The sequence below is a fragment of the Mesorhizobium sp. M0030 genome, assembly GCF_040323695.1.
Lineage (GTDB): Bacteria > Pseudomonadota > Alphaproteobacteria > Rhizobiales > Rhizobiaceae > Mesorhizobium.
On record NZ_JAMYVE010000008.1, the window covers coordinates 199755 to 222365 of the forward strand.

The 22611-nt window shown below is 63.5% G+C and carries 14 protein-coding genes; 3 read left to right on the forward strand and 11 right to left on the reverse strand.

All coding sequences use genetic code 11. From position 1 onward, the window contains the following. Positions 1 to 55 precede the first annotated feature (55 nt). Positions 56 to 2863 carry a DUF5801 repeats-in-toxin domain-containing protein gene (locus tag NKJ80_RS18005; protein WP_352498051.1) on the reverse strand — a complete coding sequence of 936 codons (2808 nt, stop codon included), beginning with the start codon at positions 2861 to 2863 and terminating at the stop codon, positions 56 to 58. Positions 2864 to 3199: 336 nt separating this feature from the next. After that, a complete protein-coding gene (locus tag NKJ80_RS18010; protein WP_352498052.1) occupies positions 3200 to 3847 on the reverse strand; it encodes a LuxR C-terminal-related transcriptional regulator in 648 nt (215 codons plus the stop codon). Positions 3848 to 4227: 380 nt separating this feature from the next. On the opposite strand from NKJ80_RS18010, the gene NKJ80_RS18015 reads away from it, so the two are divergent. Both NKJ80_RS18015 and NKJ80_RS18020 read left to right on the forward strand, forming a co-directional pair. Further along, positions 4228 to 5313: an OmpA family protein gene (locus tag NKJ80_RS18015; protein WP_352498053.1), complete on the forward strand. Its 1086-nt coding sequence runs from the start codon at positions 4228 to 4230 to the stop codon at positions 5311 to 5313. 56 nt (positions 5314 to 5369) lie between these two features. Next, entirely contained in the window at positions 5370 to 6614 is a 1245-nt protein-coding gene (locus NKJ80_RS18020; RefSeq protein WP_352498054.1) for a caspase family protein, read from the forward strand. 58 nt (positions 6615 to 6672) lie between these two features. On the opposite strand, the gene NKJ80_RS18025 is transcribed toward NKJ80_RS18020, so the two are convergent. Beyond that, entirely contained in the window at positions 6673 to 7236 is a 564-nt protein-coding gene (locus tag NKJ80_RS18025) for a DUF6931 family protein (protein ID WP_023738399.1), read from the reverse strand. Positions 7237 to 7465: 229 nt separating this feature from the next. Here NKJ80_RS18025 and NKJ80_RS18030 point away from each other — a divergent pair, with 229 nt between their 5' ends. Continuing rightward, entirely contained in the window at positions 7466 to 8002 is a 537-nt protein-coding gene (locus NKJ80_RS18030) for an OmpA family protein (RefSeq protein ID WP_023732205.1), read from the forward strand. Between the two features lie 88 nt (positions 8003 to 8090). Here the strand turns inward: NKJ80_RS18030 and NKJ80_RS18035 are convergent, their stop codons facing one another. The 8 genes from NKJ80_RS18035 to tagH form a co-directional block, all read right to left on the reverse strand. Further along, complete coding sequence (locus tag NKJ80_RS18035) at positions 8091 to 9704, reverse strand: caspase family protein (protein ID WP_352498055.1); 1614 nt, start codon at positions 9702 to 9704, stop codon at positions 8091 to 8093. A gap of 265 nt (positions 9705 to 9969) precedes the next feature. Next, positions 9970 to 12366, reverse strand: coding sequence for a M23 family metallopeptidase (locus tag NKJ80_RS18040; RefSeq protein WP_352498056.1), 2397 nt, complete (start codon positions 12364 to 12366; stop codon positions 9970 to 9972). Then, positions 12363 to 12824, reverse strand: a complete 462-nt coding sequence (locus NKJ80_RS18045) for a DUF1036 domain-containing protein (RefSeq protein WP_352498057.1) — start codon at positions 12822 to 12824, stop codon at positions 12363 to 12365. The genes NKJ80_RS18040 and NKJ80_RS18045 overlap by 4 nt, the downstream gene beginning before the upstream one ends. Before the next feature lie 11 nt (positions 12825 to 12835). Next, positions 12836 to 15247 carry a serine/threonine-protein kinase gene (locus NKJ80_RS18050; RefSeq protein ID WP_352498058.1) on the reverse strand — a complete coding sequence of 804 codons (2412 nt, stop codon included), beginning with the start codon at positions 15245 to 15247 and terminating at the stop codon, positions 12836 to 12838. Beyond that, a complete protein-coding gene (locus NKJ80_RS18055) occupies positions 15244 to 16002 on the reverse strand; it encodes a PP2C family protein-serine/threonine phosphatase (protein ID WP_023695276.1) in 759 nt (252 codons plus the stop codon). The genes NKJ80_RS18050 and NKJ80_RS18055 overlap by 4 nt, the downstream gene beginning before the upstream one ends. A gap of 157 nt (positions 16003 to 16159) precedes the next feature. Next, positions 16160 to 19681, reverse strand: coding sequence for a type VI secretion system membrane subunit TssM (tssM, locus tag NKJ80_RS18060; RefSeq protein ID WP_352498059.1), 3522 nt, complete (start codon positions 19679 to 19681; stop codon positions 16160 to 16162). Next, positions 19678 to 21204, reverse strand: coding sequence for a type VI secretion system protein TssL, long form (gene tssL, locus NKJ80_RS18065; RefSeq protein ID WP_352498060.1), 1527 nt, complete (start codon positions 21202 to 21204; stop codon positions 19678 to 19680). Before tssL ends, tssM begins: the two co-directional genes overlap by 4 nt. A 250-nt stretch (positions 21205 to 21454) precedes the next feature. Then, a complete protein-coding gene (gene tagH / locus NKJ80_RS18070; RefSeq protein WP_023695279.1) occupies positions 21455 to 22477 on the reverse strand; it encodes a type VI secretion system-associated FHA domain protein TagH in 1023 nt (340 codons plus the stop codon). Between the last annotated feature and the right edge of the window lie 134 nt (positions 22478 to 22611).

The window sequence follows — 22611 nt, forward strand, 5'->3', positions numbered from 1 at the left end:
GATGCTTTGGATTGTGCCGGCCGGGCGCCAGGAAAGGCGCCCGCCCGGTGTCGGGTCAGATGATGCCGTCCGGGGCGTCGACATGGACCGAGAACGTGTCGGTAAAGCTGTCATTGTCGCCGTCGACGAGATTGGCCGTGAAATCCAGGTCGAGCGGCGCCGGGTTGGACTCCTGCTCGAGCGAGAACTGAATCACGGGGATCTTGACGGTGCCCACGCCCATGATGAGCTGGACCGCCTCGATCTGCTTCGCGCCGCCGTCGATCTCGAAGTACTTCCCGCCCTCCGCGACGTCAGGAATGAGCGGGTCGTGGCGCGGGGCATTGCTGAGCATGCCCGCCGTCACGTCGGTAGGACCGCTGACGGTACCGTCCGTATAGTAGACGATGTAATAGAGGTCTTCCGTAGCCGGGTTGTAGCCGCCGACGGAGTTGTCGATATAGACCGTGACCTTATCCACGTCTTGCTGGGGATTGACCACGAAGCTCTCGTCGCCCGAGGTGATTGAGGTGCCGGCGAACAGCGGGGTACCCCCGCTCTTGCCGTCGAGGTTGTTGTTGTTGACGCCGATGCCCGAAGTCGACACGTTCATCTTCGATGAGCTGTTGATCAGGCTGGTGGCACCATACCCCTCCAGCGTTGCCTCGGTAGGGTCATTGTTGACCAGGTCTTCGATGTCGTTCGGGAAACTGCCCGCCCCATTCTCCAGGGGAGCGGTCACCAGATTGCTGAAGAAGATGACGTCACCGTCGTGACCGGTCGGCGGGAATTGCAGCGTCTGCACCGCGTCCGGACCGCCCGCCTTCAGCGAACCCTGTGTGGTGTCGAAGGTCGTGATCGTTCCGGGAGGGGTGTCGACGTCAAGGTCGTAAGTGCCGTTGACCGGATCGAAGGTCAGTGTGAAGTCCACGTCTTCAGCCGTGCCGTCGCCGTTGAAGTCATCGTGGATCGAGCCTGTGAAGGTGTAAGGGTCTGCCGCGTCCGGTGTCAGGGATAGGCCCGACGTTACCGTCGGGTTGGAGTCGATTGTATAATCGTCCAGCGTTACGCCCAGCAGGTTGAACCCGTCGGCGCCTGGGTCGTGCGTCCAGGTGCCATGGGCGCCACTGTCGTAGTCACCGGTTGCGTTCTCCACAGCAATTGCCGGCCCGGTGTCTTCGAAGGTGAAGGCACCGCCTATGTCGACCGAGGTGTGCGCGCTGTCGCCGTCGCCGTCGGTTGCGGTTGCGGTCAGGCTCACCAGGTTGGCGGCAAGGATGACCGGAGTGTCCGCCTCTACGGGATCGGTTGGATCGCCATGGACAACCGCACGCGACTGGTCGAGGGTCACGTTGCCGTCGGCATCGACCGAGATGCGGAACACCTCATCCGTGCCGGCAGTGCCGACGATGTCGCCGCCGACAACATTGAGAAGCACCTCAAGGCCGCTGAGCGTATCGAACACGCCGCTGGCGACGTTACTGCCGCCGCCGAGTACATCCAGCGTGTAGGTCACATCGTCGGTGGCCGCTGGTCCATCGACGCCAAAGTTCGGCGTGAACAGCGCCGCGAAGCTGGTCGAGTCGTCGGTAACGAAGTCCGAATCGCCGACCACCAGGGTCGGTACGTCATTGCCGGACGGCACGATCGATGGGCCGTCATCGTCGAAGTTGATCAAGGAGCCGACCTCTGCGCTGGCGACGTTGGTCTGATCTGTGCCGAAATGCACTTCCTTGACATCGAAATAGTCTTTTTGCTCGTCAATGTTCTTGATAGTGAAGCGGTCAAAGGTTGCGTCTGCGGTGAAATCGACCGTCACACCCTCGCCGACATTGTGAAGGATTACTCCCAGGTTGGTGTAATCAACCGTGATGCCCAGGGTGGCGGCATCCGTTACCACGCCGTTCAGCTTGAAAGTCACTGAGGCGATGTTGACTTCCGCATCGTTGTCATCACCCGGTAACGTGGCGCCTTTCGCGTTGTCATCATTGTTGTAGGCGTGGACCTCTATGTCAGCCACGGTATGGGTCGGAGTAGACTGCGAAATCGAGAAACCCGCGGTGGAGACGGTCTCGATGTGATCTGTGTAGTTCGGCGCGGTCGGCGTATTGGTAAAGTTCTTGCCGGCGCTCTGAGTGCCGCCGTTGATCAGGTCGATCTGAAGCTCACGGCCAAAGCGCACGTCTTGTGATGAGACGCCCAGGCCTTGCGTGCTGACATTGACTTCAGCCTGTACGCCATTGTCATGAGCCGTGACCAGGATCTTCTGCGTGCTCGCCGTGTCAGCGTCGAGGATATACCACTTGTTGTGTCCGGGAGGGGCGTCACCAAGCGAGCTAAAATTCAGGATGCTGGTCCCGGTGACCGAGGCGTAGACTAGCTGATCCAGATCGATTAGATCGACGTCCGCGTTGTCAGGGTCCGGATTCATCAATGCCACGTACTGGACCAGGTACAGGTCCGCGTCGCCGTCCAGCGCAAACGAGAAGGCGAGGGGATCGAGTAATGGATCGGGCTCGCCAACTGAGGTCGGGTCAGAGGTCCCAATGACGCCGATCACGACGTCTGCATTGTTCGGGTCCTGGAACAGCCAGACATAATTGCCATCGACCGTCCGGATGCCGGTGACCGCGCCGTCGGTGGGTGAAAACGCAGTTCCCGAAGAGTCCTGGGCGAGAACGACCGAGGTGATGGTCTCCCCTGGGTCCGCAGAGGCCACCACGAAGTCCTCCTTGAAGGCGACCTCCAGCGCGGTGCCAAGATTCAGCAGATATTGCAGCGTGGTGTTGGTGCTGTACAGCGGATCGGATGGGTCAATATCATTGTCCGTGAGGCCAGCGCTCTCATCGATGATGATGTCATGAGCTGTGATGTCGATTGCCATGGAGATTCTCCCCTTTTTGAACAACATCAAGAAAAGGGGTTCACCCCCACCCGATGTCGGATGCACCTACCCCAGGGCATCCGCCGGCGCACAGAATTGCGGCCGTTTATCCTCCATTGTGCCGCCGACGCAGAGGACGCGTCCATTCGCGGTTCGATAGTGTTATGGTGAATGCCCCTACCTGATCGAACGATATACATCCTTCGAAAGATCGAGCCGCGACAGGCGCTCGCGGGCAACCGCGTTGGTATGGATCGATCGATATGCCGTGGGTTTCCGGCCTTTTGTCGGCATCTTGTCGACGCAGCCTGCCTTGCCAGCTCGCCGAAGGTAGGATCAAAGCCCGCTTTTGTGACTTGGTCCCAGATGGTCGGAAGCTTCGCCAAAAGTCGCCCAGGCGAGTTCCGCCCTGCTGCCGAGGCGGAGCTTCTCGTAGACGTGATGCAGGTGCATCTTCACCGTGCCTTCGGATACATGCAGTCGCTGCGCAATGATCTTGTTGCGCAGGCCGCGTGAAACAAGGCCGGCGACTTCCGTCTCGCGTCCAGTAAGCTTTGGCGCGCGCTGAGGCAGCGATCTCGGCGTCAGCAGATGCTGGAGGATATGGTCGTCGACCCACTTTCGGCCGCCTGCCACTGCATTGGCGCATTCGACAAGGTAGCTGTGGCTGATGCCGTCCATCAGCAGGCCGTCGGCATCGAGCTTGGGGATTTCGTTGAAGTCGAATCCGCCGTTTGGCTGCAGGATGTAGATGATGCCCAAAGGGCTGCAGGTGGCTCTCAGCCTTGCGGAAAGGCCGGCCGTCTGCCGGTCCACACCATCCAACCCTATGATGACAAGATCGGGCCGGTGGCGCTCCACCAAGGGGAGAACCTCAATCGTGTGGTGGCATTCTGCGACAACGCTGTGTCCCGCCTTCCGCAAAACCCACTCCAGACCGGCGAGATACACCCCCCGCGGGTCCGCGACTACCAAGCTCGACATGGGAACACGTCCGTAAAAAACGCAACGAACTTTGTTTAATATGTCAAGAAACCAGAGCTTCGGTCGATTGTCAAGGAGTTGCTAATATTGTAGTATATTCAAGGCTATGAATGGCATTTTTTCTGCGTTCGACAGGCCCGCCGAAGCGCTCGTGATCGCGCAAGGCGCCTCTGGATTTGACGCCTGTTAAGCTGCCAGTGATGACGGATTTTTGAGCTGTCTTCTCCCCTTGGGCAGACAGGCGGAGCTACTCGCAAAGTCAAATCATATGTTCTATGCTCGCTGGCATCACTGCGTTCGACAGCCGTGATCGGAACTGAGGTCTGTTGTCGTGAGGCGGGGCATCAATGTTCGAGGTCGGCGGATTTTTTCGGCAACGAATGCCGTTCTCAAAGGGCCGGCGCATTGTCGGCGCCCTTGCTCTCGTCGCCGCTGTATTCGGGCTGTTGCTGCTCGCACCGGAAGTGGCGAATGCGCAGCCGAACTGGACGCTCGATCCGGCGAATTCGACACTCACCTATCAATCGGTGAAGAAGAACACCATTGTCGAAACCAACAAGATCAGGAACCTCTCGGGCACGCTGACATCGGATGGCGCCGCCAAGGTCACGTTCGACCTCAACTCGGTCGACACCGGCATCGACCTTCGCAATGTCCGCATGCGCTTCCTGTTCTTCGAAACCTTTAAATTCCCGACGGCGGAAGTGACGGCGAAAGTCGATCCCGCCGCTTTTGCCGATCTCGCCACCAAACGGCGCATGAGCGCGCATATCCCGTTTCGCCTGAGCCTGCACGGCGTCGACAAGGACCTTGAGGCCAATGTCGTGGTCACCATGATCACCGACAGCATGGTGTCGATCGCCTCGGAGGCGCCGGTCGCCGTGCATGCCGAGGATTTCGGCCTGTTGCCCAACATCGAAAAGCTCCAGCAGGCGGCCAATGTCAGCAGCATCGTCCCGACGGCTTCGGTGTCGTTCGACTTCGTCTTCACCGCTGACGGCGCCAAGCCTGCGGCCACGCCTGCCGTCGCGGCCGCAGCCCCAGCCGATGCCGGGCCGGTCGCCACAGATGCAGGCAAGACGTCCTTCAGCGACGATGAATGCCTGAACAGGTTCGAGGTGCTGTCGCGCACCGGCGCCGTCTATTTTCGCCCAGCCAGCGCTCGGCTCGATGAAAAGAGCCGCCCGCTGCTGGCCGAGGTGGTCGGCGTCGTCGGCAAATGTCCGAAACTGAAGGTCGAGGTTTCGGGCCATACCGATTCCGACGGCTCGCCGACGGCCAACAAGAACCTGTCGGAACGACGCGCCAAAGCGGTCGCCGACGCGATCATCGCTGCGGGCATTCCATCGGCGCAGATCACGGCTTCCGGCTATGGCGAGGAAAAGCCGGTGGCGCCGAACGATACGCCGAAGAACAAGGCGCTGAACCGGCGGATCGAGTTCTCCGCCACGCCGCTCTCCAACTGAGCCGGTCCTTAACTGAGAAGGCCCGTCAACCGAAAAGGAATCCGGTGCGTTTGGACATGATTGCAAGTTGCGGCAACTTCATGCGCGGCATCGGCCTCGCCGTGCTGGCGCTTGCGTTGACCATGACCATTACCATGACCGCGGCCAGTGCCGAACGCCGCATCGCCCTGGTGCTCGGCAATTCCCATTACCGGAACGCGCCGGTGCTGCCCAATCCGGTGAACGATGCGCAGGCAATGTCCGATCGCCTGAAGGGGCTGGGCTTCGAAATCGTCTCCGGCCTCGATCTCACCAAGGCGCAGACGCAGGAAAAGATCGCGCAATTCGCGCGGGAGGTGCGTGGCGCCGATATCGCGCTGTTCTTCTATGCCGGTCATGGCCTGCAGGTCTCGGGCACGAATTACCTGCTGCCTGTCGATGCGGCGCTGGAAGACGAGACCTCGCTCGACTTCGAAGCCGTGCAGGTGGACTTCATCCTGCGGCAGATGTCGCGCGAGACCAGCATCAGGCTGGTGTTCCTCGACGCCTGCCGCGACAACCCGCTCGCCGATGTGCTTGCCAAGGAGACTGGCGGCGACAGCACGGCAAGCAGCGGCCTTGCCGAAATACCGATCGAGAATGGCGGCGCCGGCACGCTGGTCGCCTTCGCTGCCAGTCCCAACCAGCTCGCCTATGACGGACCGGGCGAGCACTCGCCATTTTCGGCGGCGCTGCTTGCCCATATCGGCGAGGTCAACGTCTCGATCACCGAAGCGATGAACCGGGTTACGTCGGATGTGTTCAAGGCCACAGCCGGACGCCAGCAGCCCTGGGTCAACGTTTCGCTGACCACCGATGTCGTGCTTCACAAGGTCGATCTCAAGGCGCCGCTGATCGTCGGCGATTCCGGCGCGGCTGCGCCCGAAGGCGATACGCAGGCGCGCACCGGCGCGGCCGCCAATCCGCCGGGTACGGACGCCGGCGAGCAGGCGCTGGAACAGCTGCGTGAGGAAATTCCGAAGCTGGGCTCGGACGCGCCAGTCCTTTTCGACGTTCCGGTCAATTTCGGCGACCCGGCGATCGACGGCAAGAGCATCGCCCAACTCATCCAGGGCAAGCCGCACTTCAGTCCGGTCGAGGGCCTGGAAAAGTCCGTCTGGGACAACCAGTGCAGCAACTGTCATCAATGGACCGAGGAGCGGCTGTGCGACCAGGCCAAGACCTACGTCACCAATGATGTCTCGGTGTTGCGCCTGCAACACCCGCTGGGCACGCGCTTCAAGGTGGCACTCGGCAAATGGGCGCAAAACGGCTGCAAATGAGACCGCCAACAATGGGTTGGATCAGATTTCAATGAAATCTCATCACGATCCAGAGCAATCAGGCTCGGCGCAGCGCCTCGGTTTCGGCCAGATGGATGCCCATCTCGACAAAGGCGGTGAGCACGGAGAAACGGTCCGCCACCGCAACCCGCGCCAGTCCGGCCAGTATGCCGGCATTGACGGCATGCGCAGCCGGCAGCGGCCGCAGCCTCGACCCGTTGGCCTGCGCCGCCAGGCCATTGATATGCCGTTGCGCCGCGAGCGCGATCCAGCCGGCAGGCGTGTGCTGCTGCGTCATCGCCGCCCCGGCGACAGCCTCCCGGCGGCTTGCATTGTTGGGTTCGCCGACCCAGTCCTGGATCAGTGCCAGCGTTTCGAGGTCCTGCTCTTCGAGCAGTTCGGTCAGATGCCCCAGGCACTCATGGCCCCACCAGATTGCGGCCCGGTCAGGCAGCAGATAGGCGCAAAAGGTAATCGCTTCCTCGGGGATGCGCCCGGCCAACAGCCGCCGGCAGAACTCGAGCGAGGGTTGGTCGGTCGGAACAGCCGTCATGTCCCGGGCAACAGCCGTGTTCGCGGCGAAGAGATCGCGTGCGGTCTGGAATCGAAGCCCGTTGACCATCGCTGCTGTTATCCTCCCCCAGCCCTCACTCAACCCGCCTGCGAGGCGCGGGTCAAGTCTGTCGACCACCACATGTCCATGACGTTGTTCACAGACAAACGCCTCACGGTTTGGTATATTCCACAGCCGACCGTGATCTCGACAGATCATTGTCGAACAGGAAGAGTTGGCCCGGATCCATGGATCGGGCCTGAGTGAAAATCGGATGCTCGAAACGGGAGTAACCGTTATGCAGCGGCACATTTCAGTCTTGGCATTGGCGACCGTGCTTTTCTCGACTCACGTCTATGCCGACCCACTTCAGAAATCGGAAGACATTGTGAAGTTCTTTGCCGGCACGATCGATCACGGCGCGGCACGCGGGATTTGTGTCGGCACCGAGGACGAGTGCAAGAGCAAGACCGGCCAGAAAGAAAAGCCTCCGGAGAAGACCGGCCTCGATATGCTGATCAATTTCAGCCTGGATTCGTCCGAGCTCGACGCCAAGGCGCGCAGCGAACTCGACGAATTCGCCAAGGCGCTGAAGGACGATCGGCTGAGCAAGCTGTCCTTCGTCGTCGAAGGCTATACCGACGCATCCGGCTCGGCGACCTACAATGAGGGGCTGTCGCAGCGCAGGGCGCAATCGGTCACCGCCTTCCTCGAATCCAACGGCATCGAATCCACCCGCATCAAGGCGGTCGGTCTCGGCGAGGCCAATCCACGCAATCCCGATCCCTACGATCCCGTCAACCGGCGGGTCGAGATGCGGATCAAGGCGCAGTAGCTTCGCCGGCTGCGTCTTCCGGCCGTCGTCAAACACAACGCCGCGCGTCCAACGGACACGCGGCGTTTTTATTGTTTGACATGATCGATCAGTTCTTGAGCACGCCGCCGACCGCTACGCCGGTGCCGAAGATCAGCGCCTTGGTCAGGAAATCATTGTTGTCCCGCGGCGGCGGCTCATCCTCGCGCACGACCTCCCGGTTGCGCCTTTTCTGCACGAACTGCTGTTGTCGGCGCGGCTTCTGGGCGTACTGCTTCTTGCGTGGCTTTTCCGCCACCGGCTTCAGCGTGCGGGCCTTCTGCACCACCTGTTTTTTCGGCTTGTCCACGCCGGCCTGGTCGGCCTCATGCTTGGCACGCACGGCCTCCATCATCGGATCCGTCTGGATAACCAGGAACGCCAGTTGCTCGCGCGTCAGGAAAGTGGTCGGAGGCAGCCCGTTCCCCTCTTGCCAGTCGCCGATCGCTTGCCGGGTCTTGGCGCCGATATTGCCGTCGACGCGGCCAAGCTCGTTGCCCAGCGCCTCGACGCGCAATTGCAGGTCGATGCGGCCCTGGCGATCGAGACCGATCGCGTTCTCCGTCGCCTCGGTGCCCAGCACCTTCTTCATGTCGTCCGAAATGCCTACCGAGGTGCGCACGGCAGAACCCGAGTTCGCTTCTTCGGCAGCAAGCGCGGCGACTTCCCGTTCCTGGGCTTTCGGATCGTTCAGCGCATCGATGTTGAGCCGCGCCACCGTGGCGAAGCGGCCATTCGGGAACTGTTCGAGATAGGCTTCGTAGAATGGCGCGGTGTTGCGCTTCGAGGCCTCGTCCCAAAGCCGCTGCTCGACTTCCCACGAAGGCGGTTCGCTGGTGACGGGGGCAGGGGCGGGCGCTGTCGCGGCGTTCGCGTCATCGGCGGCCGGTTTTGCCACCGGCACGGCTTCGGCGGCCGGTTTGCCAAGGAAAACCTCGCGGCCCAGCGATGCGTTGTGCCATGGCCGCTGGCGGCCTTGCGTGGTCTCGGCCACTTCGCCGCGCACCCGCGTCAGCGCGCTCTGGATCTCGACGCCGGGTTCGGTCAGGTGCCTGGCGAGCGCGGTCGAGTAGGGGCTGTCGACGCCGTTGCCGTCAAAGGCGATGGCGCCCGGGTCGGTGGCATAGGCAATCAGGATGCCGCCGGTGCCGACGCCCTCTGATTTAGGGTCGATCGGCGCCAGGCCGGTGCCCAGCGCGGTGGAGCGGGTCTTCGGCATCGCGGCCGCCAGCGTCCGTGCCAGCGGATTGTCGCGGCAGGCATCGAGGATGATGACGCCGACCGCCGGGTCGGGCGGCAGTGCGGCCATGAAGTCGTCGATCTGGACGGTGCGGGTCTTGAGATAGGCAGGTGACGTCAGTTCGGCGTCGACCGGGATCAAAAAGTTCTTGCCGTCGACTTGCATGCCGTGGCCGGCATAGAAGATGACGGCGAGGTCGGCATCGTAGGACTGCTCGGTGAATTTGCTGATCAGGCTGTGCATGCCGGCATTGTCCTGGTCGACGCCCTCGATCACCTCGAAGCCCGCATTGCGCAGCGTCGATGCGATGAGATGCGCGTCATTGGCCGGATTGGGCAATTCGACGGCATGGACGTATTTGCTGTTGCCGATGACCAGCGCGACGCGTTTGACGCCACCGGCATCCGGCGCCGCCGCCTGGACGGTGCCAAGCGCGGTCAGCATTAACAGAAAAAATCCGCTCAAAAGGACGGCAAACGCTTTCATGGGATCGGCCCTCCGCCCCAATGGGGCGCGCTATTGATGGCTGCGCATGCTAGATTTCACCAGCGACTGTATCGCTTCTGCCAAAATGGCTCTTGGGCGTATGTGATCCCAGCCACAGTTTTGGTTCACAAGGACCCAAAAACCTTCCCAAATATCCGCAAACATACCATTCGCCGGCCTCAGAACCAATCGGCTTGGCGAAAGCCGGGGCGAACTGCCAGCTCTAGCCCGGCTCGAGCGCATTTTGGATCGAGCCGACCAGTGCCGTTATCGCCTGCTTGTATTTTTCGAACTCCGGCGATGTCTGGCGGACTTCCGTCGTCGTCGGCTGGCCCGCATCGGTGGTGGCGGGCGTCGGCAATTTGCGGCCCATCTTCCGTTCCGCCCAGTCGACGACGTAGCTGGCGGTCTTGCCGGTAAGAAATGGGTTGGCCTGGATAACGGACGATCCGAGCACGGCGCTCAACTGCGCCGATCCCGGCGACGCCAGCACCTGATGTGCGCCTTCCATGCCGAGGAAATGGCAGAGATAGAGCCGGCCGGCGGTAATCTGATGGCCGCGCGCCTTGAGATAGGCTTCGCCCTCGCGCGCCAGATTGCGCACCATCTCACGCGAGATGGTGGCGTCGTAGCGCAAAGCGAGCAGGTCTGCGGTCGACAGCGATCGCGCGAGTTCGGGACGATAGGTGTTCATCATCCGGATCCAGGTCTTGGATATGAACTGGCCGGCGCCTGTCGCCGAAGACAGCGGGTTCTTGGCCCGCGCGCTACCGCCCGATTCGACGTGGACGATACGGTCGGTCAGCGTTTCGACGGCGGGATCGCTGGAAGTGACGGCGATTGCAGCGGTCACTGTTCCGAGCGGATCGATCGCCTGACCGCTTTGATAGAGTTCGAAATGCAAATGTGGCCCGGTCGACAGGCCGGTGGTGCCGATATAGCCGATGATGTCGCCGGCCTTCACCTTGGTGCCGACACCGCTGGCAATGGCGAATTTCGACATATGCGCGTAGCGCGTCTCGCGGCCGCCGCCATGGGCGATCTTGACCACATTGCCGTAGCCGCCGCCGTCGCCCTGGAAGATGATCTCGCCGTCGAAGGCTGCGGCGATCGGGGTCCCCACGGGTGCTGCCCAGTCGACGCCTTTGTGGATGCGAACAACGCCCAGGATCGGATGCTTGCGCGGCCCGAAGGTCGACGTCATGACACCGTTGACCGGCGTCACCATGCCGTTGGCCACCGTCAGCGAGCGCACCTGGTCATCGCCCGAGACGCAGGAAAACTGGCCGTCGCCCTGCTGGAAAACGAAACAATCCAAGCTCTTTTGCGTGCCTTGTATACCGACATAGAGCACCCGTCCGTCGGTCTCGTTCTTGCCGCGCGGCGTCTGCGAATAGATCAGCACAAGGCGCTGGTCCTCGCTGGCGAAAGCATCCAGATCCTGTCCGCGCGACAGATACATAATGGCTTCGCCGATGATGCCGCTCGGCACATTGTTGCGGGCCGCCGTCGAATAGATCGCGTCGAGCAGGCGGTATTGCCGTTTCTGCGTGCCTTCGGTCTCGGCGCCCGAATAATTGAACAGGTCCTCGCGCACCCACGGGTCGACGCCCGACACGAAGGCACCGGCCGCGTTGCGTGTCAGCGTGCCGACAAAGACGTTCCTGGCGTAGATCGAGACCTGCATCAGCGACATCGTCGTGGTCTCGCGCGTCGGCCTAAAGCCGCGCATCGCCACGACATAGCCAGGCTGCAGGCCGTTCTTGTCGAACAGCGCCTTCAGCGCCTCGCCGGCAAGCTTTGCGTCGTCGGCGGAAAAATGCGCATCGAGCGCCACGCTGTCCAGGCTGCGGTCGTTGAGGATTTTCACGAAAATGTCCTGGGTCGCCTCGAAGCGCTGGTATTCCGAGCTGACGGTGGCAACGCTGGTGTTGTTTTCGACCGCTGTCTTCTGAAAGGCGGGGAGTGCTGCTTCGCCCTCATCGATGGTCTCGCCCCAGCCGGCCTCGGGGTCATCGGCCGCCGTCGATGCACCCGGAGAGGTCTGCGGGTCAGGAGCTGGGCCGGAGGCCGCCGGAGCCCCGTCCGCGCCGGGCGATGGCTTCAGATCGTTCTGCAGGTCATTCTGCGGATCGCCGGTTTCGGCGGGTGGCGCGACCGCGGTCTTCCGCTGCGCCTGGAAGAAGGCGAAATCCTCCTGCGTCGAGGGGATCGTCGTCATGAATTTTTCGCTGGCGCTCAGCATCACGTCGGAGAGAACCATGATCTGAGGGGAGATGCCGGCCTGGTCGAGCTCCGTCGGGCGCGGCATCCCGCGGCTCTTGGCGGCGCCCGCCTCCGGCGCCAGTGTGATCCACATCGGGTCGCCGGCAAGGTCGATGATGGCCGGCACGTAGACCGATGCGTCGGCCGGCACGTCGTCCGAGCCTTCGACGGCGTGCAGTTCCTCGTCTTCGTCGCCGAACGACCAGTAGTCGGCGGTAAGATAAAAGCCGGTGGCAATCGCGGCGAGGACGATTGTCGCCAGGCCAGCCGCCAGCCCGATCCAGATCCTGCGCCTGCGCAGCGCGGCGCGCGCCTGCTTCTTTGCCTTGAAGCTGGTGTCGATGCTGTGCGTCACGGTGCGCTTCCGGTCAGGAAGAAGGTCCAGCGCACCTGTTCCTGCGTGTCGACTTCGAGAAACTTCGCGGCGATATGGCCGCGCTGCCAGCATTCATCGATGCCGCGGATCGAAAACCGCCGCCGCTCGATGCACATGTCGGTGGAGCCTGCCAGAATGGCGTGGCCGAAGACATCCGTCGCGTAGATGTAGATGTAGCGGTTGGTCAGCTCCTCGCGGATGACGTTGACGCATTGATTGGCGCCGATGGTCCACCAGCCATCGGTCTGGTCGGCATCGTCGACCTTCTGACCGACGGCAAGATTGACGACGTCGAGCGTCTGGTTGCAGACGGTGAATTCGGCGCGCGCCTGCCCGGTGGAAAGAAGCGCCAGCAACAGCGTCGCGACCGCGCTCGCGGCGAGCTTCACGCGCAGGTTCCGGGCAAGCAGGACGGGATCTCGGCGACGGCGTTGCATCGGCGTCGGTGCTAGCCGCCGAGGCGGAAATATTTGGCGGTCGCCGAAAATGCCGAACTCCTGGCGCCGATCTCGTCGAGTATCCTGGGCAACAGCACCGAGGCCGGCGTCGGCGTTGTGAAGTCCGCCACCTTAATGTCCTGCGGCCCGGTGATCACCATGATGATCTGCGGCAACGCCTTGCCTGCCGCCTTGTCGGCGGCGCCGAGCCCGATCGGGATCGAGAAGGTCGCCTTGTCGGCTTGTACGACAACATGGTCGTCGAGGTTGAAGGCGATGCCCCTGTGGTCGATCAGGAACACGCTCGACACCAGCCCGCCATGCGTCACCAGCGTGCCGTCGATCGGCGAGCCGTCCGGCACCGATGTCTGGTCGAGGACAAGCTGCGGCCTGTCGGCCGTGCTCGCGCCCATGAAACGCAGGAAGCCGGTGATCCCGCATTGCGGGGGCTGGATAAGGCGGACGCTGATATCCGGCTCGACATGGAACTTCGCCTGGAATTCCCCAAGCAACTGTTCGAAGGGTGGCACCGACGTGCCGAAGCCCTCGATCGCGACACCCTTGTCGGCGGCCGACGTCACCGTCGCAAAAAAACAATCACCACCATTGAAGGCGCGTACCCAGGTGACCCGCTCCGCGGCCGCATCGGCCGGTGGCGGCACCTCCGGCTTGGGCACGTTCATGGCAATGTCGGGCTCTGCCGGCTTGTCGGCCTGCTCACCGCTGGCGATATCGGGCTGGCTCGGCTTAGGCTCCGCGGTCGGTTCAGGCGCCTGCGTGTCCGGCTTGGGCGCCTGCGCGGTCGGTTCAGGCGCCTGCGCCTTGGGCTCGGGCGCTTGAGCGGTGGGTTCCGGCGTCGGTGCTGTGGGTTTGGGGGCCTCGGCCGTCGGTTCAGGTGTTTGCGTGGCTGGCGCTGTCGCCTTGGGCTCTACCGGCGGACTGACAGGCTCGGGGTTCTTCGCGGCATCGGACTGTGACGGGCCGGATGGCGGTTGCAGCGCGACGGTCTTGTCGGTTGGTGCGGCCGGCAGCGGGGCCGTAGCGCTCGACGCGACTGGTGGCGTCGGCTGCGGCTCGACCGGCGCTTTGGCCTGATCTTCAGCCGCAGTCTCCGCTGGTTGCGTCTTTGGCACCGTCTTCTCGACCGGCGCAGTGTCCGGAACGGGCTTGTCAGCGACGATCGGCTTTGTCAGTTCGGGTTGGAGCGGCTTGCCGGTGTCGGTGACGCGAGGCCGGTCTCCGAATCCCACGATACCCGATGCATAGAGCCCTCCAAGCGATACCACGGCCACCGCCGACAGCACCGCGATCGTCAGATTTCTGCCTGTAGTAGCACGCTTCGGCGGTGTGCTTTCTCGTCTGGGAGTTTCAGCAGCCGGTTTCGGCTGCGACAGGTGCGCTGGGCGCACGTGCGGCACGAAAGACGGCTCCGCCGTGCCGCTTGGCGGGGCCGAACCGAAGCCTTGGGCCGGCGAGTCCCCGATCTTCGAAACAGGCCCGGCGGTTTGCCCGGTTCGCGGCAGGCCGGGCCGGGGCGCAAGCGAGGCCGGCGGCAAGGTCGCGTCGCTGTCGTCGCGCGTCAACCGGGCGATTTCGGCCATGCTGGCCGGTCGATCATCCGGGTCAGGCTGCAGCATCGCTTCGACAATGTCCCTGAAATCGGCATCGATGCCGGAGAGATCAGGCACGGTCCGCCGTTTTTCGACGATCTCGTATTGCGAGCCGCCCATGTCGATCGGCTTGCCGCGCAGCGCCGCCGCCAGCACCAGCCCCAGGCTGTAGATGTCGGACTGTTCGCTGACCTCGCCGCCATAGAGCCCGAGCTGCTCGGGGGAGACGTAATTGTATTTTCCGGCAAACTTGCCGCCGATCAGCGTCTCGCCACCGACCGCGGCCGATCGCGCAATGCCGAAATCGATGATCTTTGCCCGCTCGACCCGGCCGCCCGGCAGGATGATGTTGTCGGGCGACAGATCGCGGTGGATGGCGCCGGCCTGGTGCACGGCGCTCAGGCCCGAGGCCAGCCGGTGGCACAGTTTGCGCACATCCGGAGTCGCCATCGCCCCGCCGCGCATGACGTCGTACAGCGACTGGCCGTCGACGAATTCCATCGCCAGATAGGGCCGCCCGATGCCGGGATCTATGGTGAAGACGTGGTAGCGCACGACCGCGTCATGCGACAGATGGTTGAGGATCGAGGCTTCCTTGCGAAACAGCGACAGGATCGTCTGATCGCGGGCGAATTCCGGCAGCACGATCTTGATCGCGACATGATCGCCGGTCTGGATGTTGTGGCCGCGATAGACTTCGCCCATGCCGCCCGACGCGATGCGTTCGTCGAGCTCGTAGATGCCGCTGAGCTGCGTGCCGACGCTGGTATCCGCCATGTTGGGCAATAGCCGGGTCTTGTCGTCGGAGCTCATCGGTCTTGGCCTCCTGCACGGGACAGGCCATTGCCTTTGTCTCTGATCTTGACCAGCACGATGGTGACGTTGTCGGTGCCGCCGCGCTCGAGCACCATGGTAAGCAGCTTTTCGCAGGCAGCCTGCGGCGCTGCCGAGAGCACTGCTGCCGCAATTTCCGCGTCGCTGACATGCGCCGTCAGCCCGTCCGTGCTGAGGATGAAAATGTCGCCGGCAAGGGTCTCTCCCTGCTGGAAGTCGATGGCGATTTCGTCGTTGACGCCGATGGCGCGGGTGATGACGTTGCGGCGCGGCCAGTTCTCCGCTTCGGCCGCGCTGATTGCGCCGCTGTCGAGCAGTTCCTGGACCTCGGTGTGGTCGCGCGAAATCTGCGAGATCGCGGCGTTGCGCACGAGATAGACGCGGCTGTCGCCCGACCACAGGCAGGCGAACCTGCCGTCCATGGCCAGCAGTGCGGCAACGGTGGAGCCGATGGTCACGCCGCGTGAGCGCGAAATCCGGCGGATCTCGGCATGCGCCCGGTTCAGCCGATCCTCAAAGCGGGCGCGCAGATCCGGCGCCGAACTGGCGATGCCGATCGTCGCCAGATGCTCGACAATGCTTGCCGAAGCGACTTCTCCCGCCTCGTGCCCGCCCATGCCGTCGGCCACCACCCAGAGGCCGATCTGCGGCTCGACCAGGAAGCTGTCCTCATTGTGGTTGCGCACGCAGCCCTTGTGGCTCACGCCGTAGCTCTCAAAGGCGGCATCGTTCACTTGCCTACGCTCCGCAACGCCTTGGCTGACGTGCCTGGCCAGTCTGCCACAGCCCCATTCATTAGAGTATCGAAATCTAAGCCGCTGATGACGGACCGTGTGGTGCCGCCGCTGTCTCTGCGTCCTGCAATCGCTGGTCCTGCCATGCAATTCCCCATCAGAAAGCCTTCGGACAGCTGAACGCGGAAAGCGCCGGCAGCGTGAATGGGTTGCCGTCCTCCCCGGTCTTGATCGTGTAGGCGACATCCCGTCCGCCGATGACGAAATGCGCTTCGAGACTGTCGCCATTGGCGGTGACCTGTCCCTTGTCCAGCAATCGTTTCAACGCCCAGGGACCGTCGAACTTGATTGCGGACTCACGGCCGGGCAGCTCCGGCGTCAGGCTGAGACTGGCCGAACCGGTCTTGCCCGGCCACGGAATCAGTCCCGGCGTGTTGCCGGCCTGGGTGGCCTGCAGCACCTGGCCGTCGATATTGAGCAGCGCCATGTCGGCATCGCCATGCAGCGACAGCGGCGTGAAGGTGATGTTGATCGACGGCACCGGCCCGCCGAGCGGAAAGAAAGCCGCGCGGATTTGTGCCGCGAGCTGAAAGTTCTTCAGCGTCGATTTCGCCAGATTGCGGCCGAACCTGGTGTCCTGCTTCCAGTCCCAGTCCTGGCCGCTCATGTCGACCAGCGACGCCAGGTTCTGCGCGAAGAACCGGTCGAGAACCCCGCCTGGAGAAAACAATCTGGCAAAATCCGCCATGGCGACATCGTCGGTACCGGCGGGGGCGAATGGAAAGCGCCCGGCAATCATCTCTTCGCACGGACGGCCGACGGTCTCCTCCAGCATCTCGTTGAGATGCGTGGTCGATGTTTCGGCGACGGTGCCCTCGAAATCGTCCGCCGCCGCGCTCACCATCCTGGCCAGCGCCTTCGGCAGCCGCGAGGCGTTGGCGCGTAGAGTCGATATCTGCAGCTGCAGATTGGCGTTGGCCTGGTCCGTCTGGGCGGGGACATCGGCGGCCAGCCGCACGCTCTGATAGATTTCGCGGAAATTCTGGGTCAGGGCGTCGAGCGGCCGCTGCCCCGGCGCCCCGGCCACCAAAGCCTGGAAAGACCGGAACTGGGCTTCGATGTTGGCGCCGGGATCCTGGTTCTGCGTACTGACAAAGGCGGTCCCGGCCCTGCTCTGCGATTTGCGCGCCGCAATCTCGATGCCGATGCGGGCGAGGCCCTTGGCGCGCGCGGCGATTTCCTGGTCGCTGTCTTGAGACGGCGCAGCCGGATTGCGCTCTTGAGTCAAAGCTGTTTCGCGCGCGATCGCCTCGAACAGCTGCATCAGCGGCGAACTCGGTGATCCCGCTGCGGACAGCGCCAGATATTGCGGTTTGTCGGCGGCCATTGCCTTGAACTTCAACCTGTCGAGCACCTCGTTCCACGCCGCCGCAAAACTCTTGCCATAGCGGTCGAGAAGTTCCGAGCCGAGCTTGAGCAATTCCTGGTCGAAGCCGCCTTGCTCGCCGCTCGAGCCGATCACCCATTGATCGTCGACCAGCGCCTGCGCGCTCCTGGCAAGTTGCGCCAGATAGAAGTCGAAGCCGGCATGGGTGTAGAGACCGGGGACGCGAAGGCCGGCGAGATCGTTTCCGTCATTGCGCTCGAACAGCATCGGCGCCTCCGCGCCGGCTTGCGATGACACCGAAAAATCGTCCAGCGCCGCCGCATAGGTGGCCGACTGGATGAGCGCGGTGGCGCGATCGGCAAGGCTCATGCGGCCGAGCGAGCGCTGGGCGGATTCGACCAGCGCGCGGTTGAGTTCGAACGAGGGATCCTGGTCATCGTCGAGGGCCAGCATGGCGCGCAAATGCTTCTCCAGTTGCGCGCGGCCGTCGCGATTGTGGGCGCCGGGATAGCGGTTCTGTTCCCAGTCCCGCTTCAGCCAGGTGACGACCAGCTCGTCATCCACTTTCGGCGCCTTGCCGCCCAGCATCAGGTAAATCTTCAACGGCTCGTACAGCGCCATCGGATCGGCCATCCTGGCCTCGATCGTGCGTTCGAGCTGGAACAGCAGGCGCGAGCGGAACATCCGCTCCAGCCCCTGCCGGTAGGCGGTCTCGGAGGCCGAAAGGATACGCTCACGCTGGCTGAGGCCGAACGTCGCCGTGGCCGGGGTGGGCTGGTCTCTCGTATCGTAGCCGGCCGGCAGGCCGCGCAGCGCATCGAGCGCGCCGATGACGGTTTCGAGGTCGGCATCCAACACCGTCGTGCTGGCCAGCAGCGGCGCGGCTGTCGCGCGGTATTGGCCTGCCGCCTGGCCGGTCGCGGCGACCAGCGATTTGTTGGTCGTAAAGCTCAGGCCGAGAACGCCAAGCGCGGCGATCGCTATGGCCGCGATCGCTGTCAGGCCGGCGTAGCGGGCGATCGCAACGCGCCTGTCGGCCGCCCTGTCATAGGACACCCAGCCGGACTCGGCGAAAATGACGCGGCTCAACAGATCGTGCAGGAAGAAGCTTTTGCCGGTGCCGGAAAGATGCGCCTGGGCATTCCTGCCGAAACTGCGGCCTATGCTGCCCAGCAACTGGTCGATCGGCGTGCCTTCCTGCGTGCCGGAAGAAAAATACAGGCCGCGCAGGGGGGCGTTCAGCTGCTTGCGCGTCGGCTCGAAAACGCCCTCGAGGAAATTCACGATCCGGCCTTTCAGCGCACCGAGCTGCGCGGCGAAGCCGAAAATGGCGATGCGCGCGACCGGATCGGTCTCCGCCTGCAGCCGCTCGCTCATCTCTTCGGTCAGGCGCTTCACCAGCGCGTCGAATTCGGCTGGCGCTTCCGCGACCATGTTCAGGCCGCGCTCGGCGGTCTGGAAGGTCGCGCCCCACACCTTGCGCCGGCGTGCTTCGTCGAAACCGCCGAAATATTCCATGAATCCGGAGACCAGGTCGGCCTTGGTGAACAGCACGTAGACGGGAAAGCGGACCTTCAGGACCTCGTGGATTTCCTGCAGGCGGCTGCGGATCTCGGCGACACGGGCCGCCTGCTCTCCGTCCGCCATCAGATCGGCAAGGCTGATCGCCAGGATGACGCCATTGATCGGCTGACGCGTCCGGTGCCGCTTGAGCAGCGACAGGAACGCCAGCCAGCTTTTGCTGTCGGTCCATGCATGGGAATCCTGCCTCGTGTAGCGCCCGGCCGTGTCGATCAGCACCGCCTCGTCGGTGAACCACCAGTCGCAATTGCGCGTACCGCCGACACCCGCCACCGGCTGCGCCTGGCCCGACCCGGCAAGCGGAAAGTTCAGGCCGGAATTGACCAGCGCGGTGGTCTTGCCGGCGCCCGGCGGGCCGATGACGATGTACCAGGGGACGTCGTAGAGGAAGTTGCGCTTGCCGCTCGACTGCCTGAGCGTCGCGACTGCTTCGTTCATGCGAGCTTCCAGCACCTTTGCATCGCTGCCGTCATCCTCGGCGCTGGCCATGGCGGCCTCCAGCGCCTTCTGCGCCTTGCGCCTGCGCCAGAACCGGATTGCATAGATGATCGCCACCGTTCCGACGACGATGCCGATGATCGCTGCCCGCAGCCAGATGGGGTCCAACGGCCGGGCGCCGGCAAAGCGGATTAACGGGCCGGCGTACCAGACCGCGGCGGCAAAGCCGGCGAGCGCGAGCGCGCTGAAGATGCGCAGCAGCCAGCCGGTCACAGCATCTCCTCCCGCGGGATCATTACATCGACACGGCGGTTTTTGGCGCGGCCGTCCGGCGTTGCATTGTCGGCGATGGGCTCGTCCTCGCCCTTGCCCTCGACCTTTGTCCGCGACGGATCGCTGAAATGCGCTGCGATCATCTTTTCCACCGACCGGGCACGTGCGACGGAGAGGTCGAAATTCGATTTGAAGGCGCTGGTCTTCTTCGGTTTGACGTTGTCGGTGTGGCCGACGATCCGGATCGGCCCGCGCTCCGCGTCGAGAGCCGCCGCGATGCTGGCGGCCACCGGCTCGAACTCCGGCTTGACCTCGGCTCGTCCCGACTGGAACAGCAGGGCGTTGCTGATTTCCACGATGATGAAATCACCCTTAGTGCCGACGCTGACGCCGCCGCCTTCGATCTCCTTGGCCAAGGCAGTGCGGATGCGATCGACCTGCGCAATCGTCGTTGGCGCTGCGACGACTTTCACCTCCTCGGTCAGCGGCACGAAACCGGTGCGCTCGATGGTGACCGGCGTCGCCGGATTGAGCGCCAGCAACTCGCCGGCAACAGCCTCGCCATCATTGGTGATGAGCACGCGCAGCGTGAAAAAGGCTGCGGTCAAAACTGCCGCGGTTGCAGCGGCTATGGCCCAGAGCGGAACCCGCCTGGAGCCTTGCGCCGATGTGACCGACAAGCCTTGCCAGCGCGGCGAGATGTCGTCGTCACCGGGGACGCGGAAATAGGCTGATGTCTCGTAGACGTCGCGGCGGACCCGTTCGAGGCTCTCGCGCGGCTGGCCGCGATACTGGCCTTCGAAGCCAAGCGACAGGCAGACATGCATCAGCTCGATGAGATTGCGATGAGGTTCCGGCGTCGCCAGCACCGTGTTCAGCGCCTGGAAAAAACCGGCGCCGGTGGGTTTGACCTGGAAGAAGCGCTGCAGCATGGCCTGCTGCGCCCAAGCATCCCGGCTGGAACCGGGCAGATTGGCGACGATATCGTCGGCGGTTTCGCAAAGCACATAGCTGGCGATGCGCGCATCCTCTTCCGAGGTATCGGTCCTGGCGATCTTGCGGTCGAAATCCTCGATCAGGCCGGCGACATGCTGCGCCAGCTTCTCGGCCGGTCTTTCGACAGCCATCAGCCGCAGATGCCCAAGCAGCATCAGCAAGGGCGCCGCGGCAGCGACGATCGGGTTGGCCGCGCCATAGTCGACGCCGTCGCTGGCGCCGAGCAGCGCATCCCATGGCGTTTTCCCCGCCGTCCCGGCTGAGCCGTGAACGGGCGGATCGGCCGGCGCCTCAGTGAAGGGCGTACCCTGATAGATCACCGTCCCCGTGACGTCGGGTGGCGGCTGGCGGCCGGCGTTGGGGTCGAAAACCGTGGGTTCCGGGACGCTGGCAGGGGCGATCACCGTACTGCCGGGGGCCGGCGCATCGCGGGCGAGAACCGTCTTTTGCTTGCGGCCGGGATTGGGGCGGCTGGGGCGGATGACGGTTTTGCCGGTCGGATCGAAAGGATCATCCTTCGAGCTCATCGCCGATCCCTGCCTCTACGCCCGCGCGCCGCGACGCACAGCGCCATGTCCGCGCAAACGCGGACCGCAGGACGCTATCTCGCCGTGACATGACATGTGCCGCAGACCCCCGAGGTCGACCAACCGTACCCGCGTGCTCAATCGTCGTATGTGATCGTAGTCTCAGAAGGTTGCGATGGAAACCCGGCGCAATTTTGGTGGCCGGCCCGTGCTCGGGTCGCCTTCACGGTGTCTTCAGCGGTGCGCGGGCTTAGCCCTTGCCGGTCTTCTGTTTGGCGGCCTTGGCATAGGCTTCACTGAAATAGGTGAGGAATATGTCCAGCATGCCGTTCTCGTGCGCTTCCTCCTTGGCCCGCCAGGTCGCGACCAGCGCGTCCCAGGCGCGCGTTTTCTTCGAGGCAAAGGAGGATGGCGGCAGTTTTTTCGCAATCGCCTCGGGCGACAGATCGTCAAGCAACCGCGACAGCGCTGCCTGCATGGCGGCGAAGGTGGCGAATTCATGTGTTTTGAGGTCGTGGAAAGCGTCTTCGATGCTGTGCCTGGCATCGAGATAGCCGGCCCTGCGCCGCGCGAACATGATGTCGAGGATTTCGTCTGTCCCGGGCACGAACTTTAGCGGATTGTTGTCGGCGGAATTGATCATGGTCCGGTCGCTGGTCTTGGCCAGGACTTTTGCAGCGGCGCGCGCCTTCAACAGCAACACCAGCTCGTCGACGAGGATGCGCAGCACCGCGCCGATCTCGCCGGCTACCTCCTGCGGTTGGCGCAGCAAAAGCACCTCTGGCGGAATGCCGGCGCCGGCGGCAATCGCGCGCAGGATCTCGTCGGCTTGCTGCGGCCGGCTGGAGACCGAAGCGGGTGGCGCGGTCGGTGACCGTGGCGATGCGACATGGTCTGGAAAGGATCCGGCAACGGGCATCTGCCGTTGCGTCGAACCATGGCCACCGAAGGCTGGGTTCCCGTCATCGATCGACACCGAGACGATATAGCGGCCGATCCGGAGCCGGTCACCTTGCGCCAACCGATGCGGGCCGGTCAGGCGCTGGCTCGACCCGTTGACGAATGTGCCGTTGCGCGAGACGTCGTGGAGAAAAAAGGCGCCGCCTTCGTAGCGGATTTCGCAATGTCGGCCGGAGATGAACTTGTCCGGATCGGGCAAGGTCCAGGCGCAGTTCTCCCGCCCGATCTCGAAGCCGCGGTCGCGCGATGCGTAGCCGGGCGGCAGCCCGGCAGGCAGGACATCGACATTGCTGATCTGCAGACTGATGAACATGCGCTATGGACCGTCGACCGCTGCCGTTTCCATTGATCCGATGTGCCACAGTCTAGCAGCTTGCGGGCACAGCGGGAGAGCGGCGTTTCACACTGGCGAAAGCGGCGCAAACAGCAACGGCCTGCCGCTTGTCC

What these genes read in the sequence shown, in the direction of transcription:
- NKJ80_RS18005 (WP_352498051.1), bottom strand. Translation starts at nt 2,863, where the DNA reads ATGGCAATCGACATCACAGCTCATGACATCATCATCGATGAGAGCGCT.
- NKJ80_RS18010 (WP_352498052.1), bottom strand. Translation starts at nt 3,847, where the DNA reads ATGTCGAGCTTGGTAGTCGCGGACCCGCGGGGGGTGTATCTCGCCGGT.
- NKJ80_RS18015 (WP_352498053.1), top strand. Translation starts at nt 4,228, where the DNA reads ATGCCGTTCTCAAAGGGCCGGCGCATTGTCGGCGCCCTTGCTCTCGTC.
- NKJ80_RS18020 (WP_352498054.1), top strand. Translation starts at nt 5,370, where the DNA reads ATGATTGCAAGTTGCGGCAACTTCATGCGCGGCATCGGCCTCGCCGTG.
- NKJ80_RS18025 (WP_023738399.1), bottom strand. Translation starts at nt 7,236, where the DNA reads ATGGTCAACGGGCTTCGATTCCAGACCGCACGCGATCTCTTCGCCGCG.
- NKJ80_RS18030 (WP_023732205.1), top strand. Translation starts at nt 7,466, where the DNA reads ATGCAGCGGCACATTTCAGTCTTGGCATTGGCGACCGTGCTTTTCTCG.
- NKJ80_RS18035 (WP_352498055.1), bottom strand. Translation starts at nt 9,704, where the DNA reads ATGCTGACCGCGCTTGGCACCGTCCAGGCGGCGGCGCCGGATGCCGGT.
- NKJ80_RS18045 (WP_352498057.1), bottom strand. Translation starts at nt 12,824, where the DNA reads ATGCAACGCCGTCGCCGAGATCCCGTCCTGCTTGCCCGGAACCTGCGC.
- NKJ80_RS18050 (WP_352498058.1), bottom strand. Translation starts at nt 15,247, where the DNA reads ATGAGCTCCGACGACAAGACCCGGCTATTGCCCAACATGGCGGATACC.
- tssL (WP_352498060.1), bottom strand. Translation starts at nt 21,204, where the DNA reads ATGAGCTCGAAGGATGATCCTTTCGATCCGACCGGCAAAACCGTCATC.
- tagH (WP_023695279.1), bottom strand. Translation starts at nt 22,477, where the DNA reads ATGTTCATCAGTCTGCAGATCAGCAATGTCGATGTCCTGCCTGCCGGG.